Raw genomic sequence first — 24569 nt, forward strand, 5'->3', positions numbered from 1 at the left:
CGAAAGGCAGATCTGATCACCGTGACGGCGATTCCCAGCTTCACCGGCGACGCGAGCCCCTACGGAGGCGGCGACCCGTACGCGGACTACCGCACCGCCGACTTCCCCTTCACCCAGTACGCCGACCTCGCCGACCGGCGCCTCGGAGCCGGTGTCATCGCCGCCAACGACGAGTTCTTCGCCCAGCGCGAGAACCTGCTGGTGCCCGAGCCCGCCGAGTTCGACCCCGAGCACTTCGGCCACAAGGGCAAGATCATGGACGGCTGGGAGACCCGCCGCCGCCGCGGCGCCTCCGCCGACCACCCCTGGCCGGCCGACGACGACCACGACTGGGCCCTGGTCCGCCTCGGCGCCCCGGGCGTGATCCGCGGGATCGTCGTCGACACCGCCCACTTCCGCGGCAACTACCCGCAGGCCGTGTCCGTCGAGGGCACCCGCGTCCCGGGCTCGCCGTCGCCCGAGGAACTCCTCGGGGACGACGTGAAGTGGACGACCCTCGTCCCGCGCACCGCGGTCGGCGGCCACGCGGCGAACGGTTTCGCCGTCGCCGCCGAGCAGTGCTTCACGCATCTCAGGGTCAAGCAGCACCCCGACGGCGGCATCGCCCGCCTGCGCGTCCACGGCGAGGTCGTCCCCGACCCCGCGTGGCTGGAGGCGCTGGGCACCTTCGACGTCGTCGCCCTGGAGAACGGCGGCCGGGCCGAGGACGCCTCCAACCTCTTCTACTCGCCCGCCTCCAACACCATCCAGCCGGGCCGCTCCCGCAAGATGGACGACGGCTGGGAGACCCGCCGCCGGCGCGACCGGGGCCACGACTGGATCCGCTACCGGCTCACCGCCCAGGCCCAGATCCGCGCCCTGGAGATCGACACCGCCTACCTCAAGGGCAACAGCGCCGGCTGGGCGTCGGTGTCCGTCAGGGACGGCGAGGACGGCGAGTGGCAGGAGATCCTGCCCCGCACCCGCCTCCAGCCCGACACCAACCACCGCTTCGTCCTGCCGGCTCCGGCCGTCGGCACGCACGCGCGCGTGGACATCTACCCGGACGGCGGCATCTCCAGGCTCCGCCTGTTCGGCTCCCTGACCCCGGAGGGCACGAGCCGCCTGGCGGCCCGCCATCAGGAGCTCGGCGGCTGACCCGACCCGTGAGACCCGTGGGGCCGTGAGACCCGTGGGGCCGTGAGACCCGTGGGGCGCACCGGCCGGACAGCACCGGTGTGCCCCGCGTACTGCACGGCGTACATGCCTGGCGGGGAGCACCTTTCACGCCGCGCGTGCCTCAGGCCGCGTGGCCCCCGTCCACCGAGAACTCCGCCCCGGTCACGTACGTCGCCCCCGCCAGGTAGGCCACCGTCGACGCCACCTCCTCCGCCGTCCCGAACCGGCCCAGCGCCGTCATCGCCGCCTGCCCGGCCGCGTAGGGCCCGTCCGCCGGATTCATGTCGGTGTCGATCGGGCCGGGAAGGACCAGGTTCGCCGTGATCCCCCGCCCGCCCAGCTCCCGGGCCAGCGCCTTGGTCAGACCGGAGAGGGCCGCCTTGCTCGTCGCGTAGAGGGTCCCGCCCGGCCCCGGCACCCGCTGGGCGATGCAACTGCCGATCGTGATGATCCGCCCGCCCTCGGGCAGCCACGCGGCGGCCGCCTGGGAGGCCAGGAAGACACCCCGTACGTTGACGTCGAGGACCCGGTCCACGTCCGCGAGCGACAGGGTGTCCAGCGGACCGAGCACCCCCACACCGGCGTTGTTGACCAGGATGTCGAGCCTGCCCAGCGCCTCCGCCGCCGCGTCCACCAGCTCGGCCGCCTCCGTGGCGTCGCCCGTGTCCGCGCGCAGCGCGACCGCCCGGCGCCCCAGCGCCTCCACGGCCCGCACCACGTCCTCGGCCGCCTCCTTGCCGTTCACATGGCCGACGGCCACGTCCGCGCCCTCCCGCGCCAGCCGCACCGCCGCCGCCGCGCCGATGCCACGGCTCCCGCCGGTCACGAGCGCCACCTTGCCGTCCAGAGTTCCCTGAGAAGTCATGGGTCCATCCCAGCGGCCGCACGGCACCGGCGCTGGCGAGGAACGGACGTCGACGTCCCACATGCGGAACCTTTCCCTCCCCTTCCCGCGTTCTCCGGACGTGACCCTTCAGCAAGAGATCGTCGGCAACGCCATGCAGATGGCGGTCGTGAGCCTGCAGCCCGGCCAGACGGTGTACTGCGAGGCCGGAAAGTTCCTGTTCAAGACCACGAACGTGACCATGGAGACCCGCCTGGGCGGCCCGTCGGGCGGGGGCGGGCGGCAGTCGCAGCCCGGGGGCGGTGGCCCGGGCGGCATGGGCGGGCTGCTGCGTCAGGCCATGGGCACGGCCATGCAGGCCGGCCAGCGCGCCCTCGCGGGGGAGTCGCTGGCGTTCCAGTACTTCACCACCCAGGGCGGCGAGGGCACCGTCGGCTTCGCGGGCGTGCTCCCCGGGGAGATGCGCGCGCTGGAACTGGACGGCACGCGCGCGTGGTTCGCCGAGAAGGACGCCTTCGTGGCCGCGGAGTCCACCGTCGACTTCGGCATCGCCTTCCAGGGCGGCCGTACCGGCCGGAGCGGCGGCGAGGGCTTCGTCCTGGAGAAGTTCACCGGACGCGGCACGGTGATCATCGCCGGGGCGGGCAACTTCATCGACCTGAACCCGGCCGACTTCGGCGGCCGCGTCGAGGTCGACACGGGGTGCGTCGTGGCCTTCGAGGAGGGAATTCAGTACGGCGTCCAGCGCGTCGGCGGCCTCAACCGCCAGGGCGTGATGAACGCGGTCTTCGGCGGCGAGGGCCTGTCCCTGGCCACCCTGGAGGGCAACGGCCGCGTGATCCTGCAGTCCCTCACCATCGAGAGCCTCGCGAACGCCCTGAGGAAGGCCCAGGGCGGCGACAAGCAGGGCCCGACGGGCGGGCTGTTCTCCACGAACGCCCAGTGAGCGGGCGTCCGGGCCGGCGACGAGTTGCGGGTGCCGGCGGGGTCTGACGTGATGGCATCAGGCACCGCACCAGGAAGCAGGCACCCGCCATGGGCAAGCTCGTCTCCACCCTCTTCGTCACCCTCGACGGCGTCTACCAGGCCCCCGGCGGGCCGCAGGAGGACACCCGCGGGGGCTTCACCCACGGCGGCTGGAGCTTTCCGTACGCCGACGAGGACTTCGGCCGGTTCATGAGCGAGGTCTTCACCCGCCCGGGCGCCTTCCTGCTCGGCCGCCGTACGTACGACATCTTCGCCACCTACTGGCCCAAGGTGACCGACCCCGCGGATCCGATCGCCGGCCCGCTCAACTCCCTGCCGAAGTACGTGCCTTCCTCGACCCTGACGGACCCGGGCTGGGCGGGCACGACCGTGCTCTCCGGCGACCTCCGCGAGGAGGTCACCGCGGTGAAGGAGCGCACCGACGGCGAGGTCCAGGTGCACGGCAGCGGCGCCCTCGTCCGGTCCCTGCTGGCGCTCGACCTCGTGGACACCCTGCACCTGCTGACCTTCCCGGTCGTGCTCGGCTCCGGGTTCCGGCTGTTCCCGGAGGGCGCCGTACCGACCGCGTTCGAGCACACCGGCGGGAGCGTCACCGGCGGGGGCGTCTCGATCCAGACGTACGACCCGAAAGGCCGCCCGGAGTACGGCGAGTTCGGTCTGCCGGAAGGCGCGTGAGGGCGCCGCGGGGTCGGTGAACTTCCCGCGAAATCACGGGGCTTCACAGGAAATTCTCCCGGCTTGTCATTGACATGCCAGCGTCTACGCGCGTCATCATGAGCGTCATGAATTTCCCCCCACGCGCCTCGCGGCTCGGCGCAGCAGCCGCCCTTCTGTCCGCTCTCCTCGTCGGCGGAACCGTCTCCGCCACCACGGCCGACGCCGCCCCCACCGCCGTCGGCGACATCTGCTACAGCAACCTGCCGTCCCAGGCCCACGACACGCTCGACCTGATCGAGCAGGGCGGCCCCTACCCGTTCGACCAGGACGGCACCGTCTTCCAGAACCGGGAAGGCATCCTGCCCAGCCGGTCCTCCGGCTACTACCACGAGTACACGGTCATCACCCCGGGCTCCTCCAACCGCGGTGCGCGGCGCATCGTCACCGGTGAGCAGAACCAGGAGGACTACTACACGGCCGACCACTACGAGTCGTTCGACCTGGTGGACTACGGCTGCTGATCTCGACGGGACAGCGGGCCGGACGTCCGTCGGCGTCTCAGACGGACTTCCGGCTCCCCGGCCCCCGCGAACAGGGGCCATGTCCAGCGGCCGAGGCCGCATCGAAAGTCCGCGGTGGTACGACTTCGGTCGACGATCCCGCGGTCACCCGCCGGCTGATGCGGCACGCCGTCGGCACCTGACCGCCGGGATCCGGCGTCGGGAGACCGTGGGCCCCTGACCGCCGGGGTCTGGCCTCAGGGGACCGTGGGCGCCTGACCGCCGGGGTCCGGTCTCAGGGGACCGTGGGCGGGGAGCCGCCGGCGATCTCCGCGAGGTGCACCGGCCTGCGCTGCCGCCGCGACAGCTCGCACGCCTCGGCGATCCGCAGTGCCTGCAGCGCCTCGCGCCCGTCGCAGGGGTTGGCCCGCTCGCCCCGGACGACCTCGACGAACGCGTTCAGCTCCGCCTCGTAGGCCGGGCCGAACCGCTCCAGGAAACCCGTCCACGGCTTGTCGGCGGCGGGCGGCCCGGTCGGCTCGGTGGACGCGATCGGCGTACGGTCGTCCAGGCCGACCACGATCTGGTCGCGCTCCCCGGCGAGCTCCATGCGCACGTCGTAGCCGGCCCCGTTCATCCGGGTCGCGGTGAGCGTGGCGAGCGTGCCGTCGTCCAGGGTGAGCAGCGCCGCCGCGGTGTCGACGTCGCCCGCCTCGCGGAACATCCGGGGACCGGCGTCGGACCCGGCCGCGTAGACGTCCGTGACCTCCCCGCCGGTCACCCAGCGCAGCACGTCGAAGTCGTGGATCAGCGTGTCCCGGTACAGGCCGCCGGACAGCGGCAGCCACGCGGCGTCCGGCGGCGCCTGGTCGCTGGTCAGGGCCCGCACGGTGTGCAGCCGCCCCAGCCGGCCGGACCGCACGGCCTCGCGCGCACCCGTGTAGCCCGCGTCGAAGCGGCGCTGGAAGCCCATCTGGAGCACCGTCCCGGCCGCCTCGACCTCGGCGATCGCCGCCAGGGACCCCGGCAGATCCAGCGCGATGGGCTTCTCGCAGAACACCGGCAGACCCGAGCGTGCTGCCCGACCGATCAGTTCGGCGTGGGCCGACGTCGCCGTCGTGATCACCACGGCGTCGACGCCCCAGCGGAAGATCTCCTCCACGCCGGGCGCCGCCGTCTCGCCCAGCCGGTGCGCCAGTTCCTGGGCCCGGGCGGTGTCCGCGTCCGTGAGGATCAGGGAGCCGACGTCGCGATGACGGCTGAGCGTGTTCGCGTGGATGGTGCCGATGCGGCCCGTACCGATGACGCCGATGCGCATGGAAACAAAGTGCGTGCACAGCTCGCCGCTGTCAATCTTCATGTCCGGACAATCTGACTACACGACTTCCCGTCAACAACGCACGGAGCTACGCTCGGCCCGTGCCGAAACCAGAAGTGGACCCGACCGTGCAGCTGGAGCTGAGCGTGGACCGCAGCTCTCCCGTGCCGTTGTACTTCCAGCTGTCCCAGCAGCTGGAGGCCGCGATCGAGCACGGCACGCTGACCCCCGGCAGCCTGCTGGGCAACGAGATCGAGCTCGCCGCCCGGCTCGGTCTGTCCCGGCCGACCGTCCGCCAGGCGATCCAGTCGCTCGTCGACAAGGGCCTCCTCGTGCGCCGCCGCGGCGTGGGCACCCAGGTCGTGCACAGCCAGGTCAAACGCCCGCTGGAGCTCAGCAGCCTCTACGACGACCTGGAGGCGGCGGGCCAGCGCCCGGCCACCAGGGTCCTGGTCAACAAGCTCGTCCCCGCCTCCGCCGAGGTCGCCGCCGCGCTCGGCGTCGCCGAGGACAGCGACGTCCACCGCGTCGAGCGCCTCCGCCTCGCCCACGGCGAGCCCATGGCCTACCTCTGCAACTTCCTGCCCCCCGGTCTCATCGACCTCGACACGGACCAGCTGGAGACGACCGGCCTCTACCGCCTGATGCGGTCGGCGGGCATCACCCTGCACAGCGCCCGCCAGTCGATCGGCGCCCGGGCGGCGACGACGGAGGAGGCGGAGCGCCTGGCGGAGGAGGCGGGGGCCCCGCTGCTGACCATGCAGCGGGTGACGTTCGACGACACGGGCCGAGCAGTGGAATACGGCACACACACCTACCGCCCGACGCGCTATTCGTTCGAGTTCCAGCTGCTCGTCCGGACGTGACGGTCATGCTGCTGAGGGGCGCGGGGCTGTACTGATCTGCGGCTCCGCCGCGGGGCGCGACAAGCCCCCACCGGCCCGCACGCGGCGATGATCCGCACCCCCCTGTGCTCCGCACCGTTGCGTCCCGTGAGGCAGAATCGGGCGCGATGAGCACCTACCGCGACTTCACCGCCCCCATCGGCTCCCGCCGTGCCACCGTGCTCCGCACCGTCGGCACCCGGGAGCGCCGCTCGCACCTGACGGCCCCCCGCGTGCCCACGGTCGGCATCGACATCGGCGGTACGAAGGTGATGGCGGGCGTCGTCGACGCCGACGGCAACATCCTGGAGATGCTCCGCACGGAGACCCCGGACAAGTCCAAGAGCCCCAAGGTCGTCGAGGACACCATCGCCGAGCTGGTCCTGGACCTCTCCGACCGGCACGACGTGCACGCCGTCGGCATCGGGGCGGCCGGCTGGGTGGACGCCGACCGCAACCGCGTGCTGTTCGCCCCCCACCTGTCCTGGCGCAACGAACCGCTCCGCGACCGCCTCTCGGGCCGGCTCTCCGTCCCGGTCCTCGTGGACAACGACGCCAACACCGCCGCCTGGGCCGAGTGGCGCTTCGGCGCCGGCCGCGGCGAGGACCACCTCGTCATGATCACCCTCGGTACCGGAATCGGCGGCGCGATCCTGGAGGACGGCCAGGTCAAGCGCGGCAAGTACGGCGTCGCCGGCGAGTTCGGCCACATGCAGGTCGTGCCCGGCGGCCACCGCTGCCCGTGCGGCAACCGCGGCTGCTGGGAGCAGTACAGCTCCGGCAACGCCCTGGTCCGCGAGGCCCGCGAGCTGGCCGCCGCCGACTCGCCGGTCGCGTACGGGATCATCGAGCACGTCAAGGGCAGCATCGGTGACATCACCGGCCCGATGATCACCGAGCTGGCCCGCGACGGCGACGCCATGTGCATCGAACTGCTCCAGGACATCGGCCAGTGGCTCGGCGTCGGCATCGCCAACCTCGCCGCCGCCCTCGACCCCTCCTGCTTCGTGATCGGCGGCGGTGTCTCGGCCGCGGACGACCTGCTGATCGGCCCCGCCCGGGACGCCTTCAAGCGGCACCTCACCGGCCGTGGCTACCGGCCCGAGGCCCGCATCGTCCGGGCCCAGCTCGGCCCCGAGGCCGGCATGGTCGGCGCCGCCGACCTCGCCCGGCTGGTCGCCCGCCGCTTCCGCCGCGCCAAGCGCCGCCGGGTGGAGCGCTACGAGCGCTACGAGCGGTACACGCAGTCGCTGCGCAGTACCCAGGAGACGTCGTGACCGCCTCCCTGCCCCACCAGGGCCCCCGGCCCGACGAGCCGGACCGTCCGGCCGAGGACCGCCGCCACATGATCCGCCGCAGGTCCCTCACCCTGCTGATCATCGTGCTGCTCATCGGCATCCCGGCCGGCTACCTGGTGATCTCCGCGAATCAGAGCCGCGACAGCGGCAAGGACAAGGAGGCGAAGTACTCGGCGACCGGCCTGACCGAGGGCTGGCCCTCCAAGCTCCAGCGCCGGATCTACCAGGTGCCCGTCCCGCACCCGGCCTGGCACGTGGCGTACTACGAGACCAACAACTGGAAGACCAGCCGCCTCTACACCCAGTTCGAGACCAACGCGGCCGGCCTGGACGCCTACCTGACCGGCCTGGGCGTGACCCGCAAGGATCTGAAGCAGGGCCACATCACCATCGGCGCCCGCGACCGGAAGATCACCGGCTGGAAGTTCGCCACGAACGATTCCTGGTACGGCTTCGTCCACCGGCAGAAGAACCCGGCACCCACCCACGACGTGGTCGTGGACCTGTCCAACCCGGCGTACCCGTGGGTGTACGTCGTGGGCCGGACCGTGCCGTGATGCCGTGACGCCGCGGAGATCCGCCAGAGGCCCCCAGGCCCGCCGCCGGGGCCGATTGTCAGACCCCGCCCGTAGAGTCGGAGACAACTGATCCGACACGCGGGGCGGGAGGTGGCAGGACGTATGCGAGAGGCGGCCCAGGTGGCCGAGCGGACGGGGGACGCGGCGGTCCCGGTCCGGCTCCCCGCCGTGTTCCTGCCCGCGCCCCTCCCGCGCGAGGGCCGCATCGCCTTCTGGGACCCCGAGGGCGAGCCCCTCCCGGGGGACGCGGAAGGCCCTGCGGGCGCCGCGGACACCGAGCTGACCGTCGTACGGCGGCACGGCGCCACCGGAGTCCGGCGGCGCACCACCCCCGCGCTGACCCTCCCGCTCGACGCCGCCCTGCCACTCCTCGTGCGCGCCCGCCACGACCCCGCGGCCCACCCCGCCACGGCCTGCTGGGGCGCCGCCGCCCTGCACGCCCTGCGGCTGACCGCCCGCGGCCGGCTCCTGCCCGGCCTCACCGCCACGGGCCACGACGCCTGGCGGGCCGGCCCCCTCGACCCGGACGACATCGCACACCTGCGCGCGGTGGCCGCCGCCCTGCCCTACGAGGGCCATGCCGTGCCGCTGCCCGGCCCGGGCCCGATCCGGCTGCCCGAACCGGAAGCCCTGGTGCGCGCCTTCCTCGACGCGGTCGCCGACACGCTGCCCCGCACCCCGGCCGCGCCCCACACCTCCGGCAGGCCCTTCGCCGCCCGCGAGGCCCAGCATCTGCCCACCGCCCACGACTGGGCCGCCGAGGTCGCCGCCGGAATGGACGCCGGCGTGCGGATCTCGCTCCGCCTGGACCTGTCGGCGTACGACCTGTTCGACGAGGCCTCGGGCGGTGCCCGCAGCGCCGGAGCCGCGATCGTCCAGGTGCACAGCCTCGCCGACCCCACCCTCGTGACCGACGCGGCGGCCCTGTGGGCGGGCGAGGCCGACGACGCCTTCGGGCCCCGCGCGCGCGTGGACGCGGCCCTCGCCGTGCGCCGCGCGGCCCGCGTCTGGCCGCCGCTCGACCGGCTCGCCGACCAGGACGTGCCCGACGTGCTGGCCCTGACCGAGGACGAGCTGAGCGACCTGCTCGGCGTCGCGGCGACCCGCCTCGCCGCCGCCGGGGTCGCCGTGCACTGGCCGCGGGACCTCGCGCAGGACCTGTCCGCCGCGGCGGTGGTCCGCCCGGCCCCGGGCTCGGCGACCGACGGCACCGGCTTCTTCGAGAGCGAGGACCTCCTCCAGTTCCGCTGGCAGCTGGCGCTCGGCGGCGATCCCCTCACCGACTCCGAGATGGACGCCCTCGCCGAGGCCCACCGCCCGGTCGTCCGCCTGCGCGACCAGTGGGTGCTCGTCGACCCGGCGCTCGTCCGCAAGGCCCGCAAACGGGACCTGGGCCTGCTCGACCCGGTCGATGCCCTGTCCGTCGCCCTCACCGGCACGGCCGACGTGGACGGCGAGACGGTCGAGGCCGTCCCCGTCGGCGCCCTGGCCGCCCTGCGCGACCGCCTGACCGCCGGGATCCGCCCGGCCGAACCGCCCCCGGGCCTGCGAGCCACCCTCCGGGACTACCAGCTCCGTGGCCTGGCCTGGCTCGACCTGATGACCTCCCTCGGCCTCGGCGGCTGCCTCGCCGACGACATGGGACTCGGCAAGACCGTCACCCTCATCGCCCTCCACCTGAAGCGGGCCCGCCGTGAACCGACCCTGGTCGTCTGCCCGGCCTCCCTGCTCGGCAACTGGCAGCGGGAGATCACCCGCTTCGCCCCCGGCGTCCCCGTCCGCCGCTTCCACGGCCCCGACCGCACGCTCGACGACCTGGACGGCGGCTTCGTCCTCACCACCTACGGCACCATGCGCTCGGCGGCCCCCGCCCTGGCCGACCGCACCTGGGGCATGGTCGTCGCCGACGAGGCGCAGCACGTCAAGAACCCCTACTCGGCCACCGCCAAGGCGCTGCGCACGATCCCGGCCCCCGCGCGCGTCGCCCTGACCGGCACGCCCGTCGAGAACAACCTCTCGGAGCTGTGGGCGCTGCTCGACTGGACCACCCCGGGCCTGCTCGGCCCGCTGAAGTCCTTCCGCGCCCGGCACGCGCGCGCCGTGGAGAACGGCGAGGACGAGGAGGCGGTGGAGCGCCTGGCCCGGCTGGTCCGGCCCTTCCTGCTGCGCCGCAAGAAGTCCGACCCGGGCATCGTGCCCGAGCTGCCGCCCAAGACCGAGACCGATCACCCGGTGCCGCTCACCCGCGAACAGGCCGCGCTGTACGAGGCGGTCGTCCGCGAGTCGATGCTCGCCATCGAGACGGCCGAGGGCATGCCCCGCCGGGGCCTGGTGCTGAAGCTCCTCACCTCGCTGAAGCAGATCTGCAACCACCCGGCGCTGTTCCTCAAGGAGGAGCACACCCCGGCCGCCGGCGACCGGCTCGCCGCCCGCTCCGGGAAACTCGCCCTGCTGGACGAGCTGCTGGACACCCTGCTGGCCGAGGACGGATCCGCCCTGGTCTTCACCCAGTACGTCGGGATGGCACGCCTGATCACCAACCACCTGGCCACCCGCGCGGTCCCGGTCGACCTCCTCCACGGCGGCACGCCCGTCCCCGAGCGGGAGCGCATGGTGGACCGATTCCAGGCCGGTGCGACGCCGGTCCTGGTGCTGTCGCTCAAGGCCGCCGGTACCGGCCTCAACCTCACCAGGGCGGGCCATGTCGTGCACTTCGACCGCTGGTGGAACCCGGCCGTCGAGGAACAGGCCACCGACCGCGCCTACCGCATCGGCCAGACCCAGCCGGTGCAGGTGCACCGCCTCATCACGGAGGGCACCATCGAGGACCGCATCGCCGAGATGCTCCAGTCCAAGCGCGCCCTGGCCGACGCGATCCTCGGCTCCGGCGAGTCCTCCCTCACGGAACTGACGGACCGGGAGCTGACCGACCTGGTGTCCCTGCGGAGGGCGTCATGACACCCCGCCAGGACCCCGCACCCGCCCCCGGGGACGACGCGGCGAGCGCCCGACCGGCCGACGAGGCCCGCCGCGCGCTGCGCGAGGCCCGCGAGCGGGCGGCCCGGGACGCGGCCCGACCGGAGCCGTCCACGGACGGGGGAGCCGCCCAGGAGGCTCCCGGCCCGGCCGACGCGGCCCGCGAGGCGCTGCGTAGGGCGGTGCCCGGGAAGCGGGGGAGCGGGCGGGGGGACACGGAGTCCCTCGAGGCCACCGACTCCTCCGAAGGAGCCGGCGTGCCAGGTGATGCCGGTGCGTCCCGGGTCCCCCGTGCGCCCGATGCCGCTGGAGCTTCCGAGGGCGGCGGGCAGCAGGGCACCACTGCCACCGGTGAGGACAGCGGCTCGGAGGGCGCCGGCGCGGCCCACGGCGTCGATGTGGCCCACGGCGTCGACACACCCCGCGCCGCCGACGCGCCCCGCGCCGCCGTTGCACCCGAGGACACCCCCGCGGCCGTGAAGCCGCAGCCACAGGAATCCGGCGATCCGCAGACGAGCCCGGAGGAGACCACCCGGGCCGGTACGCCCCCCGCGCGCTCTGCCGACCGGGCGGGTACCGAGCCGCGGGCGGCGGACGTCGCGCGCGAGGCGCTGCGTGCGGCTCGGGACGACGCGCGGCGGGCCCGGGAGGCGACCGAGCGGGAAGGCGCCCGCCGCAGGCGCCGGGCCCGGCAGAGCGCCGTGGACGACAGGGCGGCGGCCGTGCGGCGGGCGGGCGCGGACGCCCCCGGCAGAGGCACGCGTGACGTACGGCAGCTGCTGTCCGACGCCTTCCGGATGCCGAGCCCGCCGGACGCGACCCCGGACGAACCTGAGCGGTCGCCCGGGCAGCAGGCCCGGTCCGCTCGCATGACCGACCTGCTGCACGGCCCGGCCGCGCCCGGCTCGGAAGCGCCGCACGGGCCCGACCCGGCCGCATCGAGTCCGGCCGCGCCGGACAGCGCGGGGAGGCCGGGGCCCCGGCACGAGACTCCGGCCGTCCCGACCACCGGGACCGGCGACCCGGACCCCCGGGACCTGGCCTCGGCCGCCCACGGCAACGGCCGGGCCGCCCATGATCAGGCCCTCGCCCCGCACGACGACGCCCGACCTCCCGCCACCCCACCGGCCGATACATCACCCACCGACGCCCCGGCGAATCCGGCCCCGGACGCATCGGTCGCGAGCCCATCCCCCACGCCCACCCCCACCTCGACCTCCACCCCCACTGCCACCTCCACCTCCACCTCCACCTCCACCCACACCCACGCTCCTCGGCCGGCCCGCTCCCCCCGCTCCATGGCCGCCCCGTCCCGCGACACCGAACTCCGCCGTACCTTCCCGCCCCTCCCGCCCCGGGACGGCGACCGCTTCGCCGAGAGCTGGTGGGGAAACGCCTGGGTCGGGGCGCTGGAGCAGGGCGCGCTGGACGTGAAGCGGCTGGAGCGCGGGCGGGGATACGCGGGGCAGGGGCATGTCGACGCCATCACCGTGACCCCCGGACTCGTGCTGGCCTACGTCCAGGGCAGCCGCCCCCGCCCGTACCGCGTCCAGGTGCGCCTGCGCACACTCGACGACACCGACTGGGACCGCTTCCTGGACGCCGCCGCAGACCGTCCCGGGCACATCGCGGCGCTGCTCGACAAGGAGATGCCCCAGTCCCTCGCACAGTGCGGCGTGCCGCTGCTGCCCGGCCCCGGTGACCTGGAGCCCCATTGCAGCTGCCCCGACCGCGGCCACCCCTGCAAGCACGCGGCCGCCCTCTGCTACCAGACCGCCCGGCTGCTCGACGCCGACCCCTTCGTGCTGCTCCTGCTGCGCGGCCGGGGCGAGCGGGAACTGCTCGACGCGCTGTCGCGGCTGAGCGCCACCCGCGCGGCGCGCGCCGCGCAGGACAGGGGCCCGGCGCCCCTGCCCGGCGTGCGGGCCGCGGAAGTGCTCGCCTCGCGCGCCCTCGCGCCCCTTCCCGCTCCACTGCCTCCGCCCGCCCACCCCGAGCAGCCCCCGGCCTACCCGGCGGCCCCCGGCGGCCCGGACCCCTTCGCCCTGGACCAGCTGGCCACGGACGCCGCCGCCCGCGCCCACGCCCTGCTGGGCACCGGCCGTGACCCGGTGGGGCAGCTGACCTTCTGGCAGGACGCGGTCCGCCTGGCCGCCGCCCGCCCCGGGGCGGGACTCACCGCCGGCACCCGGGCGCTGTACGCGTCCCTCGCCGCCGCGGCGGGCCGTACCCCGTCCGAGCTGGCCCGCGCGGTCGCCGCCTGGCGCCAGGGCGCAGCGGAGGGCCTCGCCGTACTGGAGGAGCCGTGGGACCCGCCGGCCGGGCGGTTCGACCGGGCCCGCCCCCTGCTGCTCGCCGCCGACCTGCCCGCCTTCCGTCCCTGGCGCAACCACCTCACCCACCCCCGGGGCCACGTCCAGCTGCGCCTCGGCCGCGACGGCCTCTGGTACGCGTACGAATCCGAGCCGGGCCACGACGACTGGTGGCCCAGAGGCACCCCCGACCTGGACCCGGTCGGCGCCCTCACCGGCCTCGGACTGCCGGGCGACCTCTGACGGGAGCCCCGACGTCCCTCCGGGCATATGCGTGAAGGCGGTGTGAGAGTTCCCCGGCGATATCCGGGAGCCGGGTGTCAGGATGCGGGGACTGCTGTCAGGGGTGCCGCGCCCGGCGGTTAGCGTGGAGCGGTGAGTGAGACCACGACCCCTGCCCTCCAGTACCGCTTCGACGGCCCGGAAGACGCCCCCGTCCTCATCCTCGGGCCCTCCCTCGGCACGACGTGGCACATGTGGGACCGCCAGATCCCCGAGCTGATCAAGCAGTGGCGCGTCTTCCGGTTCGACCTGCCCGGCCACGGCGGCGCTCCCGCGTACCCGGCGGGGTCGGTAAGTGACCTCACCACGCGGCTGCTGGCCACCCTCGAAGGGCTCGGCGTCCAGCGCTTCGGCTACGCGGGCTGCGCGCTCGGCGGCGCCGTCGGCATCGAGCTGGCCCTGCGCCACCCGGAGCGGCTCGCCTCGCTCGCGCTGATCGCCGCCTCGCCGCGGTTCGGCTCGGCCGACGAGTTCCGGCAGCGGGGCGTGATCGTCCGCACCAACGGCCTCGACCCCATCGCCCGCACCGCACCCGAGCGCTGGTTCACCGGCGGGTTCGCCGCCGCGCAGCCCGCGATCACCGAGTGGGCCGTGCAGATGGTGCGCACCACCGACCCCGGCTGCTACATCGCCTCCTGCGAGGCGCTCGCCTCGTTCGACGTCCGTTCGGAGCTCGGGCGGGTCGGAGTGCCGACCCTGGTCCTGGTCGGCTCGGACGACCAGGTCACCGGCCCCGCCGAGGCCCGCACGCTGGTCGCGGGAATCCCGGACGCGCGCCTCGCCGTCGTCCCCGGCGCCTCCCACCTGGTCCCGGTGGAGCAGCCCGCGGCCGTCACCGACCTGCTGGTGCGGCACTTCTCCACCGCCTGGCAGCCCGCGTTCGAGACCTCCACCGGCCAGACCGCCCTGCCCCCGGTCGCCCACAAGCCCGTCCTGTCGCCCGCCCCGCCGCAGCCCCCGCAGACCGGGCCCGTCGCCGAGATCGCCCCGGTCGCCGTACCGCCGCAGGCGCAGGGGCGGCCCGACCCGTACGACGCCGGGATCAAGGTCCGCCGCGAGGTGCTGGGCGACGCGCACGTCGACCGGGCGCTGGCGCAGGCCGACGAGTTCTCCGGGGACTTCCAGGAGTTCATCACCCGCTACGCCTGGGGCGAGATCTGGGACCGCCCCGGCCTCGACCGGCGCACCCGCAGCTGCGTCACCCTGACCGCCCTGGTCGCCGGGGGGCACCTGGACGAGCTGGCCTTCCACACCAGAGCCGCCCTGCGCAACGGACTCACCCCGGGCGAGATCAAGGAAGTGCTGCTCCAGGCGGCCGTCTACTGCGGCGTCCCCGCCGCGAACAGCGCGTTCAAGGTGGCCCAGCAGGTCATCCGCGAGGAGACCACGCCGCAGGAGTGAGCCGGCCCAGGGCCCCCGGGGCAGGATGGAGACCATGAAGCTCACGAAGAAGTCGCACGCCTGCGTCCGCCTGGAGAAGGACGGCCGGACGCTCGTCCTCGACCCCGGCGGGTTCAGCGAGGAGGACGCCGCGCTCGGCGCGGACGCCGTCCTCGTCACCCACGAGCACCCCGACCACTTCGACGAGCAACGGCTGCGCGCCGCGATGGAGGGCAACCCGGCCGCCGAGATCTGGACCCTGAAGGCGGTCGCGGAGAAGATCTCCGCCGCCTTCCCCGGCCGCGTCCACACCGTCGGCCACGGCGACACCTTCACCGCCGCCGGCTTCGACGTCCAGGTCCACGGCGAGCTCCACGCGGTGATCCACCCGGACATCCCGCGCATCACCAACGTCGGCTACCTCGTCGACGGCGGCACGGTCTTCCACCCCGGCGACGCCCTCACCGTCCCCGACCACCCCGTCGAGACGCTGCTGCTCCCGGTGATGGCCCCCTGGAGCAAGATCTCCGAGGTCATCGACTACGTCCGCGAGCTGAGGCCGCGGCGCGCCTACGACATCCACGACGCCCTGCTCACCGACCTGGCCCGCCCGATCTACGACCGGCAGATCGGGCAGCTCGGCGGCTCCGAGCATCTGCGGCTCACCCCGGGGGCGTCGGCGGACCTCTGACACCGGGACGGCGTTGTCAGACCCGCCCGGTAGGTTGTGGGACATGCGCATCGCGACCTGGAACGTGAACTCGATCACCGCCCGCCTGCCGAGGCTCCTGGCCTGGCTGGAGAGCAGCGGCACGGACGTGCTGTGCCTCCAGGAGGCCAAGGTCGCCGAGGAGCAGTTCCCGACGGAGCAACTGCGCGAGCTGGGCTACGAGTCGGCGGTCCACGCGACCGGCCGGTGGAACGGCGTGGCGGTGCTCTCCCGCGTCGGCATCGAGGACGTCGTCAAGGGCGTGCCCGGCGACCCCGGCTTCGACGGCTCGGTGGAGCCCCGCGCCATCTCGGCGACGTGCGGCCCGCTCCGCGTCTGGTCGGTCTACGTGCCGAACGGCCGTGAGGTGGACCACCCGCACTACGCCTACAAGCTCCAGTGGTTCGAGGCGCTCAAGGCCGCCGTCACCGGTGACGCGGCGGGCAGCCGCCCCTTCGCGGTGATGGGCGACTTCAACGTGGCGCCGACGGACGACGACGTCTTCGACCCGGCCTTCTTCGAGGGCTCCACCCACGTCACCCCGGCCGAGCGCGCCGCCCTGGCCTCCCTGCGCGAGGCGGGCCTGTCCGACGTGGTCCCGCGGCCCCTCAAGTACGACCAGCCGTTCACGTACTGGGACTACCGGCAGCTCTGCTTCCCGAAGAACCGCGGCATGCGCATCGACCTGGTGTACGGCAACGAGCCCTTCGCGAAGGCCGTCACCGACGCGTACGTGGACCGCGAGGAGCGCAAGGGCAAGGGCGCGTCCGACCACGCGCCCGTGGTCGTGGACCTGGACGTCTAAGGCCTGTCGCCCCGGGGCCGCAGCAGCCGCAGGTCGACCGAGTCCGCCAGGGTGGCCAGCCCGGTGTCGCCCGGATGCAGATGGTCCCCGCTGTCGTAGGCGGGCAGCATCCGGGACGGCCGCCCGGGATCACGGACCACCGCGTCGAAGTCGAGCACGCCGTCGAAGACCTCGCCGTCGCGGATCCACGCGTTCACGGCGGCCCGCTCGGCGTCGACGGCGGCCGTGCACCGCGCCTCGCCCTCACAGGGCAGGATCGTCGCCCCGAGCATCCGCAGCCCCCGGGCGTGCCCGCGCGCCGCGAGCTCCCGCAGCCCCGCGATCACCTGCTCCGCGGTGGTGCCCCACCGCAGGTCGTTGATGCCCTCGAACACGACGGCCGTACGCGTCGACGGCTGGGCGAGGACGTCCCGGTCGAAGCGGTTGAGGGCGCTCACCCCGGCCGTGTCGGTGGAGACCCCGTCGCCGGTGTACCGGTCGGTGACCACGCGGTTACCCGAGACACCCAGGTTCAGCACGCCGTAGCGCGGGACGGCGTCCTGCCCCAGGAGCCGGCCGGCCAGCACGTTCGGCCAGCGCCGGTTGGCGTCCACCGTCGACTTGTCCCCGTCGGTGATCGAGTCCCCGAGCAGCACCACCGACCCGGGCCCCCCGCTCACGTCGACCCCGGCGAGCAGCGGCCAGCGGGTGATCACCGAGGTGTACGCACCGGCGGCGCCCTCCGCCGTGTGGTCGCCGGGCTCGCTGACGTAGGAACGCTGCTGGGCGAGCCCGTGCACGGGCGCCGCGGCCACCGTCCCGGGCAGATGGAAGCTCACCAGCAGATTGGTGTCCGCCGGGACGGAGAAGCCGAGCGGATCGCTGTACGCCTGCGCCCCGGCCGGGATCGTCACGCCCGCCGCACCGCCGAACGACAGCGCCACCGGCGTGCTCCGCGAGGCCGCGCCGGTCGCCTGCACCGCGACCGTGGCGCTCCCGATCCGTACCGGAGCCGCCGCGAAGGTGTTGTCGAACCGCACCCGCACCCGGGGCCCGCCGGCCGAGGTGTGCACGACCAGTCGCAGGGTCCGGTCCGTCCAGGGCCCCACGGCCGCGTAGCCACCCGTGGCCGTGGCCCAGCTGCCCGTCCAGCCCAGCGTGGCGGTCCGCACCGACATCGCGAAGACGTGCAGCCCGGCCGCGCTCGGCAGCCGGACGGAGGTCACCGCGCGGCCCGGAACCAGCGGCACCGTCACGACGTACAGGCGGGCCTGCCGGGCCAGTTGGCCGCCCGGCGTGTTGATGTGCGGCAGGGCCACCGCCTTGGTCGCGAGCGGCCCGGTGAGCCAGTCGGGCGCGGTCAGCCGGTACCCGGAGCGAGTGCCGTCGGCGTACGTGACCGTGCCCGGGCCGCCGGCCTCGGTACCGGCGGTGCCCGCCACCAGGAACGCCAGGGCGTCCCCGCGCCCCGTGATCCGGACGTCCTGTCCGGCCGCGCGGACGTTGTTCCGCTCCCCGGGCTGCCGCTTCGGCCAGGTGAGCCGGGCGCCCTGCACGGTGAGGACGCGCCCGGGCGTCCAGCCCGCGGCACTGAGGTCCCGCGCCGGCAGTGAGGCGCCGGAGCCGTCGAAGTCGGCCCGGCCGGGCGAGCCGTCGTCGCTGACGGCCACGTTGTCGAACAGCCGCTCGAGCGGCACCGGCGCGGCCCGTCCCTCCCCGGCGGCATGCGCCGACACCGCCGGCACCAGCGACCCGCACAGGGCCAGGACGACCAGGATCCCCCGGACACATCGGCGCACGGCCGACTCCTCCCGCTCATCGACACACGACGCGACAACAGCAAACGCAGGGACGGAACTGCACAGACAACGACGGCCGAGACGCAAGACGCACGGTGAAGTTAGGGGGACGGGAGTGAACCGTCAACGCGCGTCGCGTGAACTCGGCCTGAACTCGACCGGGTCGACGGGTCCGCGCGCCCTGTGGTGCGTACGGCGGTACGAATGACACGCTGGACGTATGAACATCCCTTTCCTGGGCAACCGGCGCCAGAAGGTCGGGGTCCCCGATCCGGCAGGCATCGCGGAACTCCTCGCCGAGTGTGAACTGCTCCGCTCCCAGGCGTCCCGGGCCGGTGTCCGGCTGGACGACACGGTCGCCTCGCTGGAGGCGCTCGACCAGCTCCTGCCGCGCTGGCGGGACGACGAGGACACCCTGACCTGGCTCGGCAACGACGCCGGTCTCTACCTGGGCGGCGTGATCGTGCGCACCGTGGCGGGCGCCGCCTGGGAGATCCGTCCCGACGGGCAGCCCGTCGTACGACTGGACTCCGGCCGCGAGTTCGACGTCGTCGAATCCGGCCACGAGTGGGCCGCGTACGGGGTGCCCGAGCTGTCGCAGCTGTACGCGGAAGTCGCGGAGTCGTGAGCCCCATGGCCAGAACCTTTGGCCCAAAGTCCGACGTAAATACGGCTAATGATCGAAAAGTGCGTGTCGCCCGCCACGTTCGATCTTGCCTGGATACGTTGCGGCAACCACCACACAGCTGAGAGTGAGTAGGGCTGAGCATGGCCGTCGAGCCGCTGATCGAGCTGCGTGACGTCAACAAGCACTTCGGGGACCTGCATGTCCTGCAGGACATCAACCTCACCGTCGGCCGGGGGGAGGTGGTCGTGGTGATCGGCCCGTCGGGGTCGGGGAAGTCGACCCTCTGCCGGGCGATCAACCGGCTGGAGACCATCGAGTCCGGGCAGATCGTCCTCGACGGGCAGCCGCTGCCGGAGGAGGGCAAGCCCCTGGCCCGGCTGCGCGCGGACGTCGGCATGGTCTTCCAGTCGTTCAACCTCTTCGCCCACAAGACCGTCCTGCAGAACGTCTCCCTGGGGCAGGTCAGGGTCCGCGGGCGCCGGAAGGAGGACGCCGACAAGCGCTCCCGCGAACTCCTCGACCGGGTCGGTGTCGGCAACCAGGCGGACAAGTACCCGGCGCAGCTCTCCGGAGGTCAGCAGCAGCGCGTGGCCATCGCCCGCGCCCTGGCCATGGAGCCCAAGGTGATGCTCTTCGACGAGCCGACCTCGGCCCTGGACCCGGAGATGATCAACGAGGTGCTCGAGGTCATGAAGCAACTGGCCCGCGACGGCATGACCATGATCGTCGTCACGCACGAGATGGGCTTCGCCCGCTCGGCCGCCAACCGCGTCGTCTTCATGTCCGACGGCGCGATCGTCGAGGACCGCGCCCCCGACGAGTTCTTCACCAACCCGAGCAGCGACCGCGCCAAGGACTTCCTCTCCAAGATCCTCAAGCACTGAACGGGCGGGCACCGGACGGCTCATCGCAGCGGACCTCGACTACGATGTGCCCTTCATCCCTGTCGGAGAGGGGGACTTCGCCGAAGGCCGCCGATCCGCCGGGGAAGAGCAGACCGCCCGCCCGGTCCGCGGGGCGATTCCCGCCGGGTGAGGCCCCCACGGCCCGAAGGCCACGGGGGCGGCGGTTCACATCGGCCAGGCCCGTCCGGCGGCAGCCGGAGATCACTGCTCGCGCAGCGGAACCGACACGTACGACGGGTCGTTCGCCGGCGAGGAGAAGGTCAGCTGCGCGCCGGACGGGTTGTGCTCGATGTAGAGCGGGTCGACCGTGTCGACGACCAGGGCGAGGCGATGCCCGGCCGGGACGTCGTAGGCCGTGGAGTACAGCTCCAGGTCGACGCCGAACGGCTTTCCGGGGGCGCGCCCGTGGAAGGTGTACGGCGCGTGGGTGACCAGCTTGCCGAGGCCGAGCGGCCCCACGTCGTACAGGTAGGCGACGAGGGTGCCGCTCTCCTTGGCCGGGATGAGGGTCGTGTGCAACTTCGTCGTTCCGCGCACCTGTTGGGCCGTGGCCGACTTCTCCGACTGCCACACGGCGGCCCAGCGGCGGGGGAGCAGCGGGATCGAGGCCATCGGCGGCAGCTGGGCCACCTGGTCGAGGATGCTGGACAGGAAGACGACACCGCCGTCCGCCCCCGAGTTCACGTTCGCGCGGATCGTGGTCGTGCCCCCGAGGGCGATCTTCCGGTCGGTCGCGGCGACCGACTTCCAGTCCGGGTAGCCCTCGTAGCCGCCGGAGGAACGGGACTTCAGCTGGACGGGCTGCTCGCGGTCGATGCCGTTGTCCTCGCCCCTGAGGTGGTGGTCGAACCAGCGACCGGTGTCCTTCCAGACGTCGTTGGGCAGCCCGAACAGGCCGGGCAGCTCGGCCGTGGCGTGGTCTCCGGGCCGCATCGCCAGCCGCTTCGGGCCGGTCAGCTTCTCGTAGAAGTCGGCGTACTGGTTGGGCGGGAAGACGCTGTCGCCCCAGGCGTTGGCGAGCATGATAGCCGCGCCGTTCTCGTTGATCCGGTCGACGTAGGTCGCGGGGGAACGTCTCTTCCCCCAGGCGATGAGCTCCGGTTCCTTCGCCAGGTTGGAGGCGTAGAAGTCGTTGAACGTCTGCCGCACTTCCGGGCTCTGGCGGCCCGTCACCACGCTCGCGCCGTCCAGCAGGGCCACTGCCTGGAGGTGCTGGGTGCGTCCGGAGTAGATCGAGCCGGTGAGGTCGGCCCAGCCGCTGAGTGAGGCGACCGCCTTGATCCGCTTGTCGTGCGCGGCGGCGAGCAGGCTGATGCCCGCGCCGTAGGAGACGCCCGCGATGCCGATGTGCCCGGCGTCGGCGGGGGTGTGGGCGAGCGCCCAGTCGATGACCTTCGACGCGTCGGCGACATCGGGTGGGCCCGCCACTTCTATCTCGCCGCCCGACTGCCAGAAGCCGCGCACGTTGTAGGTGACCACGACGTACCCGGAGTCGGCGAGCTTCTGTGCCTGGGCCAGGTACTCGACCTGGGGGAGGCCCCAGCTCGTGGGCATGACGAGCAGCGGGTAGCGGTCGGTGGCGGCGGCCCCGGCCGGGGTGACGACGTTGGCCTTGAGGACGGTGCCGCCGTCGCCGGTGATGTCGACGAAGCGGACGGGGTTCGGGGTCGCCTGGGCGGTGGGGGCGAATCCGAGGGCGGTACCGGCGACCAGGGTCGCCGAGACGGCGCCTACGGCGGTGGTGCGCAGGGCCTTGCGGTGGAGTCCCACGGTCACTCCTCACTCGTGTAAGTGCAAAGTGACCGAACGGTAACCTCGGCCTCTTACCAGAGGTAACCCGTCGGTAAGTTACGTGCCAGTAACGATTGTTGAGCCGTGGAGGATCTCAGGTGGCGCGGTGTGTGTTGCGTGGAGTCGTCGTCGTGGCGGCGGGCAGCGCGGTCTGCGCCGCGCGCGTCACGTCCTCCACCAGTTCGACGACGTCCGGGCCGTACGCCTGCGAGTTGATCACCTTGAGCAGCAGCACGAACGAACTGCTGCCGTACTTGCGGGTCAGTTTCTCGTGGTTGCGGGCCAGGTAGCGGGTGGTGGCCTGGTTGGTGATCGACGTCTGGCCGCAGAAGAGGAAGACCGGCCGGGTGTGCCGGCTGCGGTCCGCGGTGAGCCGGGCGAGCAGCGCGTACTCCTCCCTGCCGTTGTCCACGGGGTAGCGCTCGGCGCCGACCTGGAACGCGCCCCGGTCCGGGCCCGGTTCGGCGTCGACGTTCACCCGCACCCCCGGCAGCAGGGAGGACAGATGGGCCGCCATCCGGCGGTTGGACGCCGGGCCGCCCACGCAGAACTCGGTGCGCTCCCCGAACCCCTGGCGTGCCGTGTCGTGCGGGAGTATCTGGGCGTGGGCGTTGCAGTCCTTGATCAGCGCGGCCAGTTCGAGCAGGGCGAACACGTCGTAGCGCATCACCGCGAACTCAGGTCCGGCCGCGCCCCGATTCACCACCAGCAGGGACTCGGAGTTGTCGGGCAGCCCGAAGAACACCTGCTTGCGGCGGAGCTTGCGCTTCCACAGGTAGGTGCGGGCCACCCAGCCGAGCGCGGCACTGATGCCCGCCGCGACCACACCCAGAACGATGTTGCGCACGTCGTCATTCATGGGCGCGCATGGTAGCGGGCCCCGACGCACCGGTGTTCGACGCGTGCCTGACGCGGCCATGGCGATGAATTAAGCTGCGCGGACGGCCTTTGACTGGAGGTGCGGATGCGTCGCCCTGTGGCACGGAATCTGACGGTCCTGGCGGTTTCGGCCGCCGTGGTGGTGTCCGTGGGAGCGGCGGCGCCGCCACCCGCCGCGCAGAGCCCCGGCGGTGAGAAATCCCCGCTGGCCGTCGGCTACGGGGGCGCCGTCTCCAGTGTCGATCCCGACGCCTCCGCCGCCGGGATCGAGGTCCTGCGGGGGGGCGGCAACGCCGTCGACGCCGCCGTCGCCACGGCCGCCGCGCTCGGCGTCACCGAGCCCTACTCCGCCGGCATCGGCGGAGGCGGCTACTTCGTGTACTACGACGCCAAGACCCGCACGGTCCGCACCATCGACGGCCGCGAGACCGCCCCGCTGAGCGCCGGCCAGGACCTGTTCCTCGAGAACGGCAAGCCCCTCGCCTTCGCCGACGCCGTCAGCAGCGGCCTGAGCGTCGGCACCCCGGGCACGCCCGCCACCTGGCAGACGGCGCTCGAACAGTGGGGCAGCAAGCGGCTCGCGAGTGTCCTGAAGCCGGCCGAGCGGCTGGCGCGCGACGGTTTCACCGTCGACGAGACCTTCCGTTCGCAGACGGCGTCCAACGAGGCCCGCTTCCGCTACTTCCCGGACACGGCCGAGCTGTTCCTGCCGGGCGGCCGGCTCCCCGTCGTCGGCTCCACCTTCAAGAACCCCGATCTCGCCCGCACCTACGCGGAGTTGGGGCACCAGGGCGTCGACGCCATCTACCGCGGCAGACTCGGCCGGGACATCGTCGACACGGTCGACAAGCCGCCGGTCGATCCCGCCTCGGGCTGGAACGCCCGGCCCGGCGACCTGACCGCCAAGGACCTGGCCGCCTACCGCACCAAGGTCCAGGCGCCCACCCGGACCTCGTACCGCGGCCTCGGCGTCTACTCCATGGCGCCGTCCTCCTCCGGCGGGACGACCGTCGGTGAGGCGCTCAACATCCTGGAGCGGACCGACCTGTCCGAGGCGAGCCAGGCGAAGTACCTCCACCGCTTCATCGAGGCCAGCCGGATCGCGTTCGCGGACCGGGGACGCTGGGTCGGTGACCCGGCCTTCGAGGACGTGCCGACGAAGGAACTGCTGTCACAGCGCTTCGCCGACTCGCGCGAGTGCCTCATCAAGGACGACGCGGTGCTCACCAGTCCCGTGGCGCCGGGGGACCCGCGCGACCCCGCGCGCTGCCGCTCGGGGGACAAGGCGGCTCCGACGACGTACGAGGGCGACAGCACCACGCATCTGACGGTGGCCGACAAGTGGGGCAACGTCGTCGCCTACACCCTCACCATCGAGCAGACCGGTGGCAGCGGGATCACCGTCCCCGGGCGGGGGTTCATCCTCAACAACGAGCTGACGGACTTCTCCTTCGCCCCGGCGAACCCCGCCGTGCACGACCCGAACCTGCCCGGGCCCGGCAAGCGGCCGCGGTCGTCGATCTCGCCGACGATCGTGCTGGACCGGCACCACCGGCCCGTGGTGGCGCTGGGGTCACCGGGCGGCGCGACGATCATCACGACCGTTCTGCAGACGCTCACCGGGTTCGTCGACCGGGGGCTGCCGCTGGTCGACGCGATCGCGGCGCCGCGGGCGAGTCAGCGGAACGCTGCGCAGACCGAGCTGGAACCCGGGCTCGACGGTGAGGTCAGGAAGCAGCTGGAGGCGATCGGGCACTCCTTCAAGGCCAACCCCGAGATCGGTGCGGCCACGGGTGTGCAGCGGCTGCCCGGCGGGAAGTGGCTGGCAGCCGCGGAGACCGTGCGGCGGGGCGGGGGGTCGGCGATGGTGGTGCGGCCTGTGCGTTGAGTGCCGGGTGCG

The 24569-nt window shown here is 73.3% G+C and carries 20 protein-coding genes; 15 read left to right on the plus strand and 5 right to left on the minus strand.

Translation table 11 applies throughout. The features are described from left to right. Nucleotides 1-21: 21 nt before the first annotated feature. Nucleotides 22-1137 (plus strand): allantoicase, encoded by a 1116-nt coding sequence (gene alc / locus IGS69_RS28420; RefSeq protein WP_190903331.1) that lies wholly within the window; start codon nt 22-24, stop codon nt 1135-1137. A gap of 142 nt (nt 1138-1279) precedes the next feature. On the opposite strand, the gene IGS69_RS28425 is transcribed toward alc, so the two are convergent. After that, a complete protein-coding gene (locus IGS69_RS28425; protein ID WP_190903332.1) occupies nt 1280-2023 on the minus strand; it encodes an SDR family oxidoreductase in 744 nt (247 codons plus the stop codon). A 100-nt stretch (nt 2024-2123) separates the two neighbouring features. Between IGS69_RS28425 and IGS69_RS28430 the strand changes: the two genes are divergently transcribed. The 3 genes from IGS69_RS28430 to IGS69_RS28440 all read left to right on the plus strand — a co-directional run bounded on the left by IGS69_RS28430 (nt 2124) and on the right by IGS69_RS28440 (nt 4167). Next, the gene (locus IGS69_RS28430; RefSeq protein ID WP_190903333.1) at nt 2124-2948 is read left to right on the plus strand and encodes an AIM24 family protein; all 825 of its coding nucleotides are present in this window, start codon (nt 2124-2126) and stop codon (nt 2946-2948) included. 89 nt (nt 2949-3037) lie between these two features. Continuing rightward, nucleotides 3038-3664, plus strand: coding sequence for a dihydrofolate reductase family protein (locus IGS69_RS28435; RefSeq protein WP_190903334.1), 627 nt, complete (start codon nt 3038-3040; stop codon nt 3662-3664). A gap of 107 nt (nt 3665-3771) precedes the next feature. Continuing rightward, nucleotides 3772-4167 (plus strand): ribonuclease domain-containing protein, encoded by a 396-nt coding sequence (locus IGS69_RS28440; RefSeq protein ID WP_190903335.1) that lies wholly within the window; start codon nt 3772-3774, stop codon nt 4165-4167. 274 nt (nt 4168-4441) lie between these two features. On the opposite strand, the gene IGS69_RS28445 is transcribed toward IGS69_RS28440, so the two are convergent. Then, nucleotides 4442-5464, minus strand: coding sequence for a Gfo/Idh/MocA family protein (locus IGS69_RS28445; RefSeq protein ID WP_190904674.1), 1023 nt, complete (start codon nt 5462-5464; stop codon nt 4442-4444). A 128-nt stretch (nt 5465-5592) separates the two neighbouring features. Between IGS69_RS28445 and IGS69_RS28450 the strand changes: the two genes are divergently transcribed. The 8 genes from IGS69_RS28450 (at nt 5593) to IGS69_RS28485 (ending at nt 16688) form a co-directional block, all read left to right on the plus strand. Continuing rightward, on the plus strand, nt 5593-6330 hold the full coding sequence (locus tag IGS69_RS28450; RefSeq protein WP_190904675.1) for a GntR family transcriptional regulator: 738 nt from the start codon (nt 5593-5595) through the stop codon (nt 6328-6330). 146 nt (nt 6331-6476) lie between these two features. Then, the gene (locus IGS69_RS28455; RefSeq protein WP_190903336.1) at nt 6477-7625 is read left to right on the plus strand and encodes an ROK family glucokinase; all 1149 of its coding nucleotides are present in this window, start codon (nt 6477-6479) and stop codon (nt 7623-7625) included. Further along, nucleotides 7622-8203 carry a sugar kinase gene (locus IGS69_RS28460; protein ID WP_190903337.1) on the plus strand — a complete coding sequence of 194 codons (582 nt, stop codon included), beginning with the start codon at nt 7622-7624 and terminating at the stop codon, nt 8201-8203. The genes IGS69_RS28455 and IGS69_RS28460 overlap by 4 nt, the downstream gene beginning before the upstream one ends. A 123-nt stretch (nt 8204-8326) precedes the next feature. After that, on the plus strand, nt 8327-11182 hold the full coding sequence (locus IGS69_RS28465) for a DEAD/DEAH box helicase (RefSeq protein WP_190903338.1): 2856 nt from the start codon (nt 8327-8329) through the stop codon (nt 11180-11182). A gap of 629 nt (nt 11183-11811) precedes the next feature. Continuing rightward, entirely contained in the window at nt 11812-13755 is a 1944-nt protein-coding gene (locus IGS69_RS28470; RefSeq protein WP_232543804.1) for an SWIM zinc finger family protein, read from the plus strand. Nucleotides 13756-13887: 132 nt separating this feature from the next. Further along, complete coding sequence (gene pcaDC, locus IGS69_RS28475) at nt 13888-15195, plus strand: bifunctional 3-oxoadipate enol-lactonase/4-carboxymuconolactone decarboxylase PcaDC (protein WP_190903339.1); 1308 nt, start codon at nt 13888-13890, stop codon at nt 15193-15195. A gap of 34 nt (nt 15196-15229) precedes the next feature. Then, on the plus strand, nt 15230-15865 hold the full coding sequence (locus IGS69_RS28480) for an MBL fold metallo-hydrolase (RefSeq protein ID WP_190903340.1): 636 nt from the start codon (nt 15230-15232) through the stop codon (nt 15863-15865). A 43-nt stretch (nt 15866-15908) separates the two neighbouring features. Further along, nucleotides 15909-16688, plus strand: a complete 780-nt coding sequence (locus IGS69_RS28485; RefSeq protein WP_190903341.1) for an exodeoxyribonuclease III — start codon at nt 15909-15911, stop codon at nt 16686-16688. Here IGS69_RS28485 and IGS69_RS28490 read toward each other — a convergent pair. Next, on the minus strand, nt 16685-18466 hold the full coding sequence (locus tag IGS69_RS28490; protein ID WP_190903342.1) for an SGNH/GDSL hydrolase family protein: 1782 nt from the start codon (nt 18464-18466) through the stop codon (nt 16685-16687). The two genes, IGS69_RS28485 and IGS69_RS28490, sit on opposite strands and share 4 nt — an antisense overlap. Before the next feature lie 220 nt (nt 18467-18686). Between IGS69_RS28490 and IGS69_RS28495 the strand changes: the two genes are divergently transcribed. Then, entirely contained in the window at nt 18687-19094 is a 408-nt protein-coding gene (locus IGS69_RS28495) for a DUF6278 family protein (RefSeq protein ID WP_190903343.1), read from the plus strand. Between the two features lie 140 nt (nt 19095-19234). After that, nucleotides 19235-19978, plus strand: a complete 744-nt coding sequence (locus IGS69_RS28500; RefSeq protein ID WP_190903344.1) for an amino acid ABC transporter ATP-binding protein — start codon at nt 19235-19237, stop codon at nt 19976-19978. 222 nt (nt 19979-20200) lie between these two features. Here IGS69_RS28500 and IGS69_RS28505 read toward each other — a convergent pair whose 3' ends face one another. Together IGS69_RS28505 and IGS69_RS28510 are read right to left on the minus strand one after the other, a co-directional pair. Further along, nucleotides 20201-21769, minus strand: coding sequence for a CocE/NonD family hydrolase (locus tag IGS69_RS28505; protein ID WP_190903345.1), 1569 nt, complete (start codon nt 21767-21769; stop codon nt 20201-20203). 115 nt (nt 21770-21884) lie between these two features. Further along, nucleotides 21885-22649, minus strand: a complete 765-nt coding sequence (locus IGS69_RS28510; RefSeq protein ID WP_190903346.1) for a hypothetical protein — start codon at nt 22647-22649, stop codon at nt 21885-21887. A gap of 105 nt (nt 22650-22754) precedes the next feature. On the opposite strand from IGS69_RS28510, the gene ggt reads away from it, so the two are divergent. Then, complete coding sequence (ggt, locus tag IGS69_RS28515; protein ID WP_190903347.1) at nt 22755-24557, plus strand: gamma-glutamyltransferase; 1803 nt, start codon at nt 22755-22757, stop codon at nt 24555-24557. The last annotated feature ends 12 nt before the right edge of the window (nt 24558-24569 follow it).

Source organism: Streptomyces tuirus (assembly GCF_014701095.1).
Classification (GTDB): Bacteria; Actinomycetota; Actinomycetes; order Streptomycetales; family Streptomycetaceae; genus Streptomyces; species Streptomyces tuirus.

What these genes read in the sequence shown, in the direction of transcription:
- IGS69_RS28425 (WP_190903332.1), bottom strand. Translation starts at nt 2,023, where the DNA reads ATGACTTCTCAGGGAACTCTGGACGGCAAGGTGGCGCTCGTGACCGGC.
- IGS69_RS28435 (WP_190903334.1), top strand. Translation starts at nt 3,038, where the DNA reads ATGGGCAAGCTCGTCTCCACCCTCTTCGTCACCCTCGACGGCGTCTAC.
- IGS69_RS28440 (WP_190903335.1), top strand. Translation starts at nt 3,772, where the DNA reads ATGAATTTCCCCCCACGCGCCTCGCGGCTCGGCGCAGCAGCCGCCCTT.
- IGS69_RS28445 (WP_190904674.1), bottom strand. Translation starts at nt 5,464, where the DNA reads ATGCGCATCGGCGTCATCGGTACGGGCCGCATCGGCACCATCCACGCG.
- IGS69_RS28455 (WP_190903336.1), top strand. Translation starts at nt 6,477, where the DNA reads ATGAGCACCTACCGCGACTTCACCGCCCCCATCGGCTCCCGCCGTGCC.
- IGS69_RS28465 (WP_190903338.1), top strand. Translation starts at nt 8,327, where the DNA reads ATGCGAGAGGCGGCCCAGGTGGCCGAGCGGACGGGGGACGCGGCGGTC.
- IGS69_RS28480 (WP_190903340.1), top strand. Translation starts at nt 15,230, where the DNA reads ATGAAGCTCACGAAGAAGTCGCACGCCTGCGTCCGCCTGGAGAAGGAC.
- IGS69_RS28485 (WP_190903341.1), top strand. Translation starts at nt 15,909, where the DNA reads ATGCGCATCGCGACCTGGAACGTGAACTCGATCACCGCCCGCCTGCCG.
- IGS69_RS28495 (WP_190903343.1), top strand. Translation starts at nt 18,687, where the DNA reads ATGAACATCCCTTTCCTGGGCAACCGGCGCCAGAAGGTCGGGGTCCCC.
- IGS69_RS28500 (WP_190903344.1), top strand. Translation starts at nt 19,235, where the DNA reads ATGGCCGTCGAGCCGCTGATCGAGCTGCGTGACGTCAACAAGCACTTC.
- IGS69_RS28510 (WP_190903346.1), bottom strand. Translation starts at nt 22,649, where the DNA reads ATGAATGACGACGTGCGCAACATCGTTCTGGGTGTGGTCGCGGCGGGC.
- ggt (WP_190903347.1), top strand. Translation starts at nt 22,755, where the DNA reads ATGCGTCGCCCTGTGGCACGGAATCTGACGGTCCTGGCGGTTTCGGCC.